Here is a 12359-nt window from a genome sequence, read left to right on the forward strand (position 1 = left end):
TGGAGTTGACACATATTGGTGAAAATCGGCTCAGGAGGATTCAATGAGGTTATTTTCATTGCAACATCAAGTGGCGATGGTTACCGGCTGCAACAAAGGCTTAGGCCAAGGCATGGCCGTGGCCCTGGCCGAAGCGGGTGCTGATATTGTCGGTGTCAGCCGCCGCCCTGCCGAGGAAACCCGCCAGCAGGTTGAAGCCTTAGGCAAGCGCTTTTACGCTGTTGAAGCAGAGTTAGGCAATGATTCGCCTAACGACATTGTTCATCAAGCGGTCACTCAGGCGGGTAAGCTGGACATCTTGGTCAACAATGCGGGAACGATTCGCCGGGCACCGGCTATCGAGTTCACCGAAGAAGACTGGGACGCGGTGATAGACATCAACTTGAAGGCAGCGTTTTTTCTCTCCCAGCAGGTGGCTAAACACCTGATTGAGCGCGAGGCACCGGGCAAGATCGTCAATATTGCCTCACTGCTGTCGTTCCAAGGCGGTATTCGCGTGCCCTCCTACACCGCCAGCAAAAGCGGCATCCTCGGCCTAACCCGCCTGATGGCCAACGAATGGGCTGCCCATGATATAAACGTCAATGCCATCGCCCCAGGGTACATGGCCACCGATAATACCCAGGCGCTGCGCGACGACCCCAAGCGACACGATGAAATACTCGGTCGCATACCCGCGGGCCGCTGGGGGACGCCCGAGGATCTAGCGGGTGCCGTGATCTTTTTATGCTCCGACGCTGCCCACTACGTCCATGGTCATACCCTGGCAGTCGACGGTGGCTGGCTAGCCCGCTAAATGATATCCAGCAGTAAGTTGAAGGCCATCCAGCCAGTCACTAGCCAGCCGTCGACTGCCGCAACACGAACTCTACGCCACGCAGCTCGGCAAGGCCACGCATGCGCCCGTAAAGCGGGTAACCAGGTGCCGTATGGCGCTGTTGATCATCGAGAAGCTGGTGACCGTGATCCGGGCGCATCGGTAAACGTGCCCCACCTTCGCGTTCGCGGCGCCGCTCTTCTTTCACCAGCGCATGAATGACCCCCACCATGTCCACATCACCGGCTAGGTGCGACGCCTCGTGAAAAGACAGGTTATCCGCTTCGCGCTGCGTGGCACGCAGATGGATAAAATGAATATGTGGGGCGAAGTGGCGGGTCATGGCCACCAAGTCATTATCTTCACGGACGCCATAAGACCCTGTGCAAAGCGTCAAACCATTGGCGGGGCTGGGCACACGATCGATAATCCACTGGGCATCCTCGCGCGTCGATACCACCCGAGGCAATCCCAGCAACGGCCGGGGCGGGTCATCCGGATGGATGGCCATACGAATGCCCACCTCTTCCGCCACCGGAATAACCGCCTGCAGAAAGTAACCCAGGTTTTCTCGCAACCGGGCGGCGTCGACATCGGCATACCCTTCCAGCACAGCCCGAAACTGTTCAAGGGTGTAATGCTCCTCGGCGCCGGGCAGCCCCGCGATCAGGGTATTGACTAATTGGTCACGGCCAGCGCTATCCAAGCTTTCCAGATAGCGACTTGCTTGAGCTTTATCCTCAGCGCTGTAGTCTTGCTCAGCCCCTGGTCGCCGCAGCAGATAAAGATCGAAGGCCGCAAAAGCCACCTGATCAAAGCGCAGCGCCAAGGCGCCATCAGCTAATTCATAGGTCAGGTCAGTACGTGTCCAATCGAGTACCGGCATGAAGTTATAGCAAACGGTGTCGATACCGCAGGCCGCCAGGTGTCGCAGCGTCTGGCAATACGTTTCGATCAGCGCGTCACGTTCTGGCAGTCCTTTCTTGATCGACTCATGGACCGGGACGCTCTCCACCACCGACCATGTCAGTCCAGCCGCTTCGATCATCTGCTGACGCTCGCGAATCGCCTCAACCGGCCATACCTGATCATTAGGCACCTCATGCAGGGCGGTAACGATACCGGTTGCGCCTGTCTGGCGAATCTCGTCCAGGCGAATCGCATCATTCGGGCCAAACCAACGCCAGGTGTGTTCCATGGTGCTCTCCTTTTTTGTTAGCCCCTAACCATGCTTCAGCGCTGCGAGCGCCTCCTCCAGGCCTTCCTGGGTCAACGTCTGGTACGCCGTCACCACGGCCTGGGCAAATGCCTTATTCGTTGCCAGTTCGCTTGGCACCACATCATCCATGGCCAGATACGCCGCCACCAGTGCGTCAGCATCGCGACCATGCGCGTGATGTATCGACTGGAAGCGCTGGGCGAGCGGGTCGTCGACGGGATGGCGATTGCCCATCAGATCCTCACCCGAGGTATAGCGAATCCACGCCGCCATGCCTAATGCCACGCACGGCGATGACTGACCGACACCTGCGCGCTTCAGGGCGGCGGATAGCCAGCGCTGCGGGAGCTTCTGGCTACCATCCATGGCGATCTGATGCAGGCGATGGCGCAGGCTATCGTTGGCAAAACGGGCCAATAGCGAGTCCGCGTAGGCGTCCAGATCGATGCCTTCTGGCATCTCGAGGGTGGGCGCCGCCTCTTCGAGCATATAGCGGTGTAACAGCGCCCGCAGTTTGGCATGCTGGACACCCTCATAGACCGTTTCAATCCCTGCCAACGCACCCAGGTAAGCCAGCAGCGAATGACTACCGTTGAGCATGCGTAGCTTCATGGTTTCAAACGGCGCCACATCGGCCACCATTTCAACACCTTCAGCTTCCCAGCTCGGCCGCCCTGCGGGGAAGTGGTCTTCGACCACCCACTGCGTGAATGCTTCGCACACCACCGCGTTTGGGTCGTTAACGCCCAGCGCTGCCAAGCGCTCAAAGTCAGCGTCCGTCATCGCGGGCACGATCCGATCCACCATGCTGCAAGGGAACGCCACTTCATCGGCAATCCAACTCGCCAGGGCGGGATCTTGGTGTTCAGCGAGCTGCACCACCGCCTGGCGTGTCCGTTTGGCGTTATCTGGCATGTTGTCGCAAGACAGAACGGTAAAAGGAGCAATGCCTGCCTTGTGCCGCCGGGCCAATGCTTCCACCAATAGCCCGGGCGCAGTGCGTGGCTGCTTGGGGGCAGCGATATCAGCGGCGATCATGGGGTCATCATTTCTTAACTCACCACTGGCAGGGTTCAAGAAATAGCCTTTTTCAGTGACCGTCAGGGTCACAATTCGCGTATCCGCGGATGCCATCCGCGATAGCAAGGCCTCCCGGTCGCGTCCCCAGTTACCCTCTGTATCGCAGCCAGTGAACAGCGTCTCTTCGATCACGCCTATTTCGCGCAGCGTCAGGCTTTCACTGTCGGCGTACTCGGCAACATGGTAGCGATGCCCTGCCGCGCGCAATCCGTCGACCAAGCCAATGCTGGCACGAAGGTTAGCGCTGCAAACACCCCATTCAGAGTCACCTGTACGCTGGCGGTAACGCTCCAGATACGCCGCTTGGTGGGCGCGGTGGAAGGCGCCGAGCCCCAGATGAACGACGCCAACCTCTCCGCTTTTAGATGAGGTTTCAATACGGTGTGAAGGCATGGTTAATGACTCCCCATCAGTAGGTTGGGTAACCAAAGCGAAATAGCGGGCACGTAAGTTACCAACAACAGTACGGCTAAGTTGCAAAGTAAAAATGGCACAATGGCTCTTGCGACCGTCAACATCGGCAGCTTACCAATCCCGGCGACAACGAATAGGCATACCCCTACCGGCGGCGTTGTGAGGCCAATCATCAAGTTTAGTACCGCGATCACCGCAAAATGAACCGGATCGACACCCACGCCAGTCGCTACACCCACCAGGGCGGGAAAAAGAATTATTAACGCGGCGATGGTTTCCATAAACGCGCCGACGAATAGCAGGATCAGATTAAGTATTAATAAAACTATCAGCGGATTATCACTAATAGAGAGGATAAGCTCAGCGATCATCTGAGGTATCTGTTCGCTGGTGAGGATCCAGCCAAACAAATTCGCTAACCCCACCATCAGCAGCAATGCCGAGGAGGTCAATACAGTGTCAGACAAAATCGCCGGCAGTTTTTTCCACGACAACCCTTTGTAAACATACATGCCAACCACTAATGCATATAGGCTGGCAACGATGGATGCTTCTGTGGGCGTGAAGAAGCCACCAATGATGCCGTAGAGAATGATCACGGTCATCAAGAGTGCCCAAAAGGCCGTTTTCGCTTCACAAAGCAGCTGCAGCAAAGATACCCGCTTCTCTTTTGGATACCCGCGGCGAACGGCCAGGATATACACCGTAATCATCATGGCGAGCCCCAGCAACAAGCCGGGAACGGCCCCTGCCAAAAACATCCGCCCTACCGAAATACCACTCAGCGATCCAGCAATAATCATGGGAACGCTTGGCGGTATAATCGGCCCAATGGTCGACGACGCGGCGGTGACGGCGGCGGCAAAGGGTTTGTCATAGCCTGCGCGCGCCATACCGGGAATCATGACCGAGCCGATGCTGGCAGAATCCGCCACGGCGGTACCTGAAATACCACCAAAAATCATCGATCCCCCCACATTCGCCAGCCCCAGCCCACCGCGAATATGGCCTAATAAGGCGTTGGCAAAGCGCACAATATGATCAGTGATATTACCCGCATTCATCAGGTTACCGGCCAATACAAAGCCCGGAATGCAGAGTAAAACGAAGGTATCGATGCCCGCATACATCCGCTGCGGCACTATGGTTAATGAAATACCCTCCAGCAGGAGGTAAGAAAGTGATGCCAACCCCAACGAAAAGGCTATCGGCATCCCTACCAGCAGTAGCACCAAGAAAACACTAAACAGGATAATAACTTCCATGCTTACGACTCCTGAAGGGAGGCAGAGGAGCGACACATCGCGATCATCCCCTCAAGGCACCCCAGTAAGCTATACACCAGGAGTAGCGCAAAGGTGACGACCGTTGAGAAAAAGATATACAGCATGGGGACATGCAGCGTTGGAGAGGTCTGCCAGGTGCCATTTTGGGCATACTGCCAAGCATAAGGCAGCACCAGTAAGGCAAACAGACCAATCATCAAGCAGATCAAGACTTGGAAAGCTGCCTTCATTCGAGGACTCAGCCGATGATGGAAAAGCTCAACGCTGATATTGCGATTCTGGCGCAATACCACACCCACCGATAACGCCACCATGTAAATAAACAGATAGCGCGACAGTTCTTCTGTCCAAGCAATCGAAAATGGTAAAAACAGTCGCGAACATATTTGCAGCAGTACCGTGGCAGCAATGGCAATCAACGCCATAACGGCCAACGTCAAAAAACAGGTATCCACCCAGCCAATCACGCGCCCAATGGGGCCTTTAAATTTAGGCACCGCCGACATTGAATCCAGACTCTCCAACGCTTGCTTTTCAAGCGCTTTGTGATCCGAGTTCATAACCGTATCCTCATGGGCAAGCTGCTTGTGTTGTTAGACAACGGACTGGCGCTGCGGCCAGCCCATTGTGGTTGCCAATTCATTGCCAAGACGGCCTTACAGGTCCTGGATAGCGTCAAAGAGTTCACGCTGTTCATCCGTCAGTGCTTCAAGCACGGCAGGACGTGCCTTTTCAGCAAACGCATCGACATCGACCTCAACAAACTCCATGCCACGCTCTTCTAGCGCTTCTTCCAGACGTGCCTGGTCTTCCTCGAACAGTTCAGCTTCGTACGCTTGCATCGTTTGAGCAGCATCGCGCACCACCTGCTGAAGCTCTTCAGGCATATTTTCCAACTGATCACGTCCAATCACGACATAGATCCAACTGCGCACATGGCCAGTCATGTTGATGTAGTCCTGAACTTCATTGAAGCTGGCGCTTTCAATCAAGCTAAGCGGGTTTTCCTGGCCTTCCAGGGTGTTTTGCTGGAGCGCGGTGAAGACTTCACTAAAGGCCATAGGCGTAGGACGCGCTCCCAATGCTTGCCACGTATCAACGAACAACGGCACGTTAGGCACTCGAAGGCGCAAGCCATCCAGGTCGTCAGGCGTACGGATAGGCCGATTGGAGGTCAAGTGACGGGGGCCGCGCTCAAACCATGCAAGAGGTACCAGGTTAGTGCGCTCGGTGATTTGCGCTTCAATTTCGGCGCCAATGTCACCGTTAACCGCAGCATGCAGATGCTCGGCGTCTCGGAAAGCGTAAGGCACCGCCATCATCGCGGCTTTAGGTGCCCAGTTCTGCAAGCTTTCACCGGTGATCGTCATATCCGCCGTGCCTAGTTGGATACTATTGATCACATCCATTTCGTTACCGAGTTGCTCATTGGGGTAAAGTTGCACTTCAATCCGACCGTCGGAATTCGTTTCAACTTCCTCTTTGAACTTTTCGGCAGCCTGGTGCCAGATGTTCTGTTCATTTGCCAAGTGGCCAAATTGCAACGTGTAATCTGCTGCCATGAGTGAATGACTGCTTAAAATGGCAGCCCCAAGAACCGCACTAGATAGTAGTTGTTTAATCATTTTTCTCTCCTGCACACTGGTGTTGTAGGTTGTTAATGACGCGCGAGTTGGCGTGGTTAGCCTTTAAGCACTGATTTGAATCAGCACTTTTCGGGCTTCTTCTGGTCGGTGATCAAGCATGTCTATAGCCCTTGGCATATCATTGAGTGGCAGCCGATGGCTCACCAACGCCAATGGATCCAACTGGCCACTAGCCATTAGCTCAAGCACCTCAGGAAATTTGCGGTTATTAAGACGTGACCCCACCAGGGTCAGCTCCTTCTTGATGACCTCTAGCTGAACGAGCTCACTTGGCTGAACGCTGAAACCCAGCAAACCAATGCGCCCGGCGGGAGACGCCAAGCGCAGCATTTGGGGTAAAAGCGCTGGCACACAGGCCGCATCCGCGATCAGTGGTACCCCCTCACCGTTGGTCAAGGCCAGGACCTCATTTTCAACATCCTGCTCGCGGCTATTGAACACATAAGTTGCACCGAGCTCTTTCGCTGCCGCTAATCGTTCGTGGATCACATCCGTTACGATCACTTCTTCAATGCCCTTGGCCAGGGCCATCTGCAGGATCGTCATGCCAATAACACCCGCTCCCAAAATCATTAGTCGGTCACCGGGATGCGGCTGCATACGATCAAGCACATTGGCGGCAATGGTGTAAGGCTCAACCAGGGCAGCCGCGTCCAGGCCGATATGATCTGGAAGGTGGTGGACGTTTGCGGCGGGGACGGCAACAGATTCCTCAAAGCCACCGTCACGATGCACGCCGATCACTTCAAGCGCGCTGCACACATTGGGACGGCCAATACGGCAGGGATAGCACTGGCCACAGCTGATAACAGGATCAATGCAAACACGATCCCCTACAGCGACGTTCTGCACTCCATCACCGACCGCCTCTACGACCCCGGCAAACTCATGACCGGTGATACGAGGAAAACGCACAAAAGCGTTATCTCCATGGATAATATGCATATCCGAACCACAGATACCTGCAAAGGCTACACGTACAAGCGCTTCTCCAGCGGCAGCCTGAGGGGGGGCAACATCTGCGACCTGGTAGTCGTGCGGCGCCTTCACCTGAAATGCTTTCATTGTCATGCTTCTCCTCACCAGTGCCACAAAGTGCCATCTTCCAACCGGTTAACCGGCAGACTGGCCCGCTTATAGGGATACTGCTTGGCTAATTGCTCATCGATATCGACGCCGTGACCGGGCGTTTCGCCCACAATGAAGTGCCCGTTTTCAAACCGGTAATCGTGGGGGAAGACCTCATCAGTCGCGCTGGTATGCGGCATATACTCCTGAATGCCGAAGTTGGGTACCCAGGTGTCAAAGTGAATCGCCGCGCCAAGGCAAACCGGCGAGAGATCCGTCGGCCCGTGGAAGCCGGTACGCACGTGATAAAGGCCCGCCAAGTCGGCGATTCGCCGTACGTGGGTAATTCCCCCAGCGTGGGTCAAAGTGGTGCGGATATAGTCGATCCACTGATTTTCAATCAGCGTTTTGGCATCAAACAGGCTGTTAAATACCTCACCTACCGCCAGCGGTGTGGTGGTGTGCTGGCGAATGAGTCCAAACGCCTCCTGATTTTCAGCAGGCACACAGTCCTCAAGCCAGAATAAATGATAAGGCTCAACTTCTTTGCCTAAACGGGCGGCTTCGATGGGGGTCAGGCGGTGATGAACATCGTGTAGCACGTGCAAATCATCACCAAAACGCTCCCGAACAGCGGCAAACAATTTAGGTACATGGTTTAAGTATTTACTGGTACTCCACACGTGCTCTGCGGGTAAGTCAGCATCTGCAGGCTCGTAGGGTTCGCCATCTTTTTTGGCAACGCCGTAGATGCTGGCAATGCCTGGAATACCCGCTTGAACACGGACTGCCTTATAGCCTTCGTCTACGTGGCGAGCGACCTCTTCCAGGCAGGCGTCGATATCTCGGCCGGTAGCATGGCCATACACCATCACCCGATCACGACTCTTACCACCTAACAACTGGTACAGCGGCATCTCCGCCAGCTTCGCTTTAATATCCCAAAGCGCCATATCCACGGCGGCAATCGCGGTCATTGTGACGGGGCCACGCCGCCAGTATGCACCACGGTATAGGTAGTGCCAGATGTCTTCGATGCGCTGGGGGTCGCGCCCAATTAACGTCGGGATTACGTGCTCCTCCACGTACGCCACAACCGCCATTTCGCGCCCATTGAGCGTCGCATCACCAATGCCGTACTCGCCCTGATCAGTCACAATCTTCAGCGTCACAAAGTTGCGCCCCGGCGAGGTTACAATGGTATAGGCCTGCTCAATCTTCATTGGATTGCCTCCTGCTTCAGCGCTGGGTTTTCTTGTTCATCGAACCGTTGATTTTCCTGTGCCTCGAAAAGATTGGGGAAACGACGCACCAGATCGGGCATGGACACCAATATCTCGCGCAAATGAAGAGACATCGCCTGCTCTGCTCGGGAGGCGTCTCGCTCCTCAATTGCCGCAACGATGCTGGAATGCTGATCCACAAGCCTTTCCAGCGGGGTGCTATGGGGCACACTGAGATAGCGCACCCGGTCAAGCTGAGCCCGGACTTCTTCAATGACTTTCCAGGCTGCCTGCTGCTTTACGCCCAGCGAAAGCGTTCGATGGAAGGTTTCATCAAGACGATAAAATCGCTCATTATCATTAGGCTCAATACAGCGACGCTGCCGTGCTAACAGATCATGCAGATCTGTTAACACGCCCGGATCAAGGCCTTTTTCAGCCGCCATTTTTACAATCGCCACTTCCACCGCTTCACGCACAAAGCGAGCCTCAAGCACCGCCCGCTGGGATATCTTCACCACATAAGTGCCACGCTGAGGCTTCACCTCTACTAATCCGGCCTCGGAGAGCCTTATGAAGGCTTCACGTACTGGCTGGCGGCTAACTGAAAAGGTGTCGGCAAGCTCCTTTTCCGATAGCGCCTGCCCTGGCGCCAGCACCATCTGGATAATCGACTGCCTCAGCACATGAAATAGCCGTTGGCGTACCGGGTCTCTTTCGTGGGTTTCCTGCCATAGCGTTTGTAAGGTCGCGTGCATAACAACTGATCCTGATAAGAAGGTTCGTGACAGGTAACGGCCACTACTGATATGACTAGTATGGTAGTGGATTGATGATATAGAAAGCCTGCGGCACTTATACTTTGGTCGCTGACTGATCGGCGTCCATAAGGTCCTAAGTGACGATGTATCACTGCACCCAGTATTTTTTCACCACCAGTAACGTCCGCCCCCAAAGCCGCATGACAAAAACCCATAAAATAGCGTCAAGACAGGCCAAGTAACGACAAAGCCTTGACGGAACTTTAGGGCTCATATAAACGTGTAGCATGGTGGCATGACAGCTATACCATCACACCAGGAGTCACCTTGGCCCGACGGTATGCGAACCGCCTGTCGCGATTTGGAGAAAACGATGGAACTTATCAATGATTACCCGATGGTGATCAGCCTGGACCCTGATGACAATGTGGGCGTTGCCACCCGGAATATCGCCGAAGGGCTTTCGCTCAGTCAGGCATTAGGGGCTGCACGAGAAAACATCATGGCCGGCCACAAGGTGGCGCTGGTCGATATCGAGGCGAACACCCCCGTCGTAAAATATGGGCAGACGATAGGCCTGGCCAGCCAGCCGATCCGTGCGGGTGACCATGTCCACACACATAATCTGGCCATGCTGGAGCGTGATACATCGCTTGAAAACTTCACTCCCGCCGCACCGACACCCATCGTGGAGAGTGACCTGACCTTCAATGGCTTTCACCGCAGTGATGGCCGCGTCGGTACCCGTAACTACATTGGCATCGTGGCTACGGTCAATTGCTCGGCGACCGTGGTCAAGGCCACCGCGGATCAACTTAACGCGTCGGCAGGGCTTGAAAAACTCGGCTTCGATGGTGTGGTTCCCGTCACGCATGGGTCAGGCTGCGCCATGAACACCGAGTCGGAGGGATTTGCCTTTCTGGAAAGAGTCGTCACCGGCTATGCGGTGAACCCGAATTTCGCGTTTGTGATCGTGATCGGCCTGGGCTGCGAGAGCAACCAGGTAAAGGCGCTGGTCGACAAGTACGGAATGACGGATAGCCAACGGCTCGACTACTTCAACATTCAGGGGGCGGGTGGAACACGTGCCAGCATTAAACTGGCCAGCGACAAGATACTCGCCATGGCCAATACCCATGCGCATACCCCGCGCCAGCCAGCGCCACTCAAACATCTTACCGTTGCCCTGCAGTGTGGCGGTTCCGATGGCTATTCGGGCATTACCGCCAACCCGGCGCTGGGTTATGCGGCCGACCTCATCGTACAGCATGGGGGCAGTGTCATTCTGGCCGAGACCCCAGAGATCTACGGCGCCGAACACCTGCTGCTCAACCGGGCCGTCGATGTCAGCGTTGCTCGCAAGCTACTGGAGCGTATCGCCTGGTGGAAGCACTACACCTGGATCAATGGCGCTGAGCTGAACAACAACCCCTCGCCAGGTAATAAAGCCGGTGGCCTGTCCACAATACTTGAGAAGTCACTTGGCGCCGTTTCCAAAAGTGGCTCCTCAAGTCTCAGTGATGTGCTCGAGTATGCCGAACCCATCAAAAAGCCCGGTTTCAACTTCATGGACAGCCCTGGCTACGACCCGGTCTCCGTGACGGGACAGATTGCCTCTGGGTCGACGATCGTGTGCTTTACCACCGGCCGTGGCTCCGTGTCGGGCTTCAAGCCTGCACCCTGTATCAAGCTTGCCACCAACACCGCCATGTTTGATGCCATGTCAGAGGATATGGATATCAATTGTGGCGGCATCATCGACGGGGATGACACCGTCAGGAGCTGTGGCGAAGCGATATTCCAGAAGATCATTGCCATCGCCTCCGGCGAAGAAACGGCCAGCGAATCGCTGGGCTATGGTAGTAACGAGTTTGTCCCCTGGATGGTGGGCGCCGTCACCTGATCAACAGACGTCATCAGTGATACCTATCAGCTGTCGGCGACCATTTGGCAAAGACAGTCGATTGGGCCATACTCAAACGCAGATATCGTACTGTCATCCTGTCATACAGCTTATTCATCACAAAACAACAACAGACCAATAGGTCTCAACAAACACGATCACGGAACCTGCCATGCGATTGAATAACAAGACGGCCCTGATCACCGCAGCAGGCCAGGGCATCGGCCGAGCCACTGCGCTGCGATTCGCTGCTGAAGGCGCGCGGGTCATCGCCACGGATATCAATGACGCTACCCTGGCCGAGTTGGCCGGTACGCCCGGCATCGAGACTCGTCAACTGGACGTGCTCAATGCTGATGCCATCAAGGCCTTGGCCGATGAAGTCGGCCCTGTCGACATTCTTTTCAATTGCGCAGGCTATGTGGCCAACGGCTCGTTGCTTGAAGGTACCGACGATGACTGGGAACTGTCGTTCTCGCTCAATGTCATGGCCATGATGCGCATTATCCGTGCCATGCTGCCCGCCATGATCGACAACGGCGGTGGCAGCATCATTAACATGGCCTCGGTAGCGTCGAGCCTCAAGGGCGTGCCCAACCGTTGCGCCTACGGTACCACCAAGGCCGCGGTTCTGGGGCTGACCAAGTCAGTCGCCGCCGACTACATCGGCCAGGGCATCCGCTGCAACGCCATCTGCCCAGGCACCGTGGACTCACCGTCGCTGCGCCAGCGCATTCGCGCCCAGGCCGAAAAGCAGGGCCGCGAAGAGGATGACGTCTACGCCGAATTCAACGCCCGACAGCCCTTGGGCCGCCTGGGCAGCGCCGACGAGATCGCGGCACTTGCCACCTACCTGGCTGCCGACGAATCCGCCTATACAACCGGCACCACTCAGATCATCGATGGCGGCTGGTTAAACTGATAATGCCGCGCCAGATGATG

At 55.7% G+C, this 12359-nt stretch carries 11 protein-coding genes; 3 read left to right on the forward strand and 8 right to left on the reverse strand.

Features of this window, described 5'->3' with window-relative positions:
• Window positions 1–43 precede the first annotated feature (43 nt).
• Entirely contained in the window at window positions 44–796 is a 753-nt protein-coding gene (gene kduD, locus IT895_RS11525; protein WP_199283515.1) for a 2-dehydro-3-deoxy-D-gluconate 5-dehydrogenase KduD, read from the forward strand.
• 40 nt (window positions 797–836) lie between these two features.
• Here kduD and uxuA read toward each other — a convergent pair whose 3' ends face one another.
• The 8 genes from uxuA to IT895_RS11565 form a co-directional block, all read right to left on the reverse strand.
• Entirely contained in the window at window positions 837–2015 is a 1179-nt protein-coding gene (gene uxuA, locus IT895_RS11530) for a mannonate dehydratase (protein ID WP_085918986.1), read from the reverse strand.
• A 24-nt stretch (window positions 2016–2039) separates the two neighbouring features.
• Entirely contained in the window at window positions 2040–3509 is a 1470-nt protein-coding gene (locus IT895_RS11535) for a mannitol dehydrogenase family protein (protein ID WP_199283516.1), read from the reverse strand.
• 2 nt (window positions 3510–3511) lie between these two features.
• Window positions 3512–4795 (reverse strand): TRAP transporter large permease, encoded by a 1284-nt coding sequence (locus IT895_RS11540; RefSeq protein WP_199283517.1) that lies wholly within the window; start codon window positions 4793–4795, stop codon window positions 3512–3514.
• A gap of 2 nt (window positions 4796–4797) precedes the next feature.
• A complete protein-coding gene (locus IT895_RS11545; RefSeq protein WP_199283518.1) occupies window positions 4798–5376 on the reverse strand; it encodes a TRAP transporter small permease in 579 nt (192 codons plus the stop codon).
• Between the two features lie 96 nt (window positions 5377–5472).
• Window positions 5473–6441 (reverse strand): TRAP transporter substrate-binding protein, encoded by a 969-nt coding sequence (locus IT895_RS11550; protein ID WP_199283519.1) that lies wholly within the window; start codon window positions 6439–6441, stop codon window positions 5473–5475.
• A gap of 63 nt (window positions 6442–6504) precedes the next feature.
• Complete coding sequence (locus IT895_RS11555) at window positions 6505–7527, reverse strand: Zn-dependent oxidoreductase (RefSeq protein ID WP_199285472.1); 1023 nt, start codon at window positions 7525–7527, stop codon at window positions 6505–6507.
• A gap of 14 nt (window positions 7528–7541) precedes the next feature.
• The gene (gene manD, locus IT895_RS11560; RefSeq protein WP_199283520.1) at window positions 7542–8753 is read right to left on the reverse strand and encodes a D-mannonate dehydratase ManD; all 1212 of its coding nucleotides are present in this window, start codon (window positions 8751–8753) and stop codon (window positions 7542–7544) included.
• Window positions 8750–9511: a GntR family transcriptional regulator gene (locus IT895_RS11565; RefSeq protein WP_199283521.1), complete on the reverse strand. Its 762-nt coding sequence runs from the start codon at window positions 9509–9511 to the stop codon at window positions 8750–8752. The genes manD and IT895_RS11565 overlap by 4 nt, the downstream gene beginning before the upstream one ends.
• Window positions 9512–9887: 376 nt before the next feature.
• Here IT895_RS11565 and IT895_RS11570 point away from each other — a divergent pair, with 376 nt between their 5' ends.
• The gene (locus IT895_RS11570; RefSeq protein ID WP_199283522.1) at window positions 9888–11417 is read left to right on the forward strand and encodes a UxaA family hydrolase; all 1530 of its coding nucleotides are present in this window, start codon (window positions 9888–9890) and stop codon (window positions 11415–11417) included.
• A 172-nt stretch (window positions 11418–11589) separates the two neighbouring features.
• Complete coding sequence (locus IT895_RS11575) at window positions 11590–12339, forward strand: SDR family oxidoreductase (protein WP_085918996.1); 750 nt, start codon at window positions 11590–11592, stop codon at window positions 12337–12339.
• Window positions 12340–12359: the final 20 nt, after the last annotated feature.

Origin of the sequence: Halomonas sp. A40-4, assembly GCF_015767635.1 — a bacterium.
In the GTDB taxonomy this organism is placed as follows: Bacteria; Pseudomonadota; Gammaproteobacteria; order Pseudomonadales; family Halomonadaceae; genus Vreelandella; species Vreelandella janggokensis.

Bases quoted from the DNA above. Each gene is read 5' to 3' on its own strand.
- IT895_RS11555 (WP_199285472.1), bottom strand. From the start codon at position 7,527: ATGAAAGCATTTCAGGTGAAGGCGCCGCACGACTACCAGGTCGCAGAT.
- kduD (WP_199283515.1), top strand. From the start codon at position 44: ATGAGGTTATTTTCATTGCAACATCAAGTGGCGATGGTTACCGGCTGC.
- IT895_RS11575 (WP_085918996.1), top strand. From the start codon at position 11,590: ATGCGATTGAATAACAAGACGGCCCTGATCACCGCAGCAGGCCAGGGC.
- IT895_RS11550 (WP_199283519.1), bottom strand. From the start codon at position 6,441: ATGATTAAACAACTACTATCTAGTGCGGTTCTTGGGGCTGCCATTTTA.
- IT895_RS11570 (WP_199283522.1), top strand. From the start codon at position 9,888: ATGGAACTTATCAATGATTACCCGATGGTGATCAGCCTGGACCCTGAT.
- IT895_RS11565 (WP_199283521.1), bottom strand. From the start codon at position 9,511: ATGCACGCGACCTTACAAACGCTATGGCAGGAAACCCACGAAAGAGAC.
- IT895_RS11545 (WP_199283518.1), bottom strand. From the start codon at position 5,376: ATGAACTCGGATCACAAAGCGCTTGAAAAGCAAGCGTTGGAGAGTCTG.
- IT895_RS11535 (WP_199283516.1), bottom strand. From the start codon at position 3,509: ATGCCTTCACACCGTATTGAAACCTCATCTAAAAGCGGAGAGGTTGGC.
- IT895_RS11540 (WP_199283517.1), bottom strand. From the start codon at position 4,795: ATGGAAGTTATTATCCTGTTTAGTGTTTTCTTGGTGCTACTGCTGGTA.
- manD (WP_199283520.1), bottom strand. From the start codon at position 8,753: ATGAAGATTGAGCAGGCCTATACCATTGTAACCTCGCCGGGGCGCAAC.
- uxuA (WP_085918986.1), bottom strand. From the start codon at position 2,015: ATGGAACACACCTGGCGTTGGTTTGGCCCGAATGATGCGATTCGCCTG.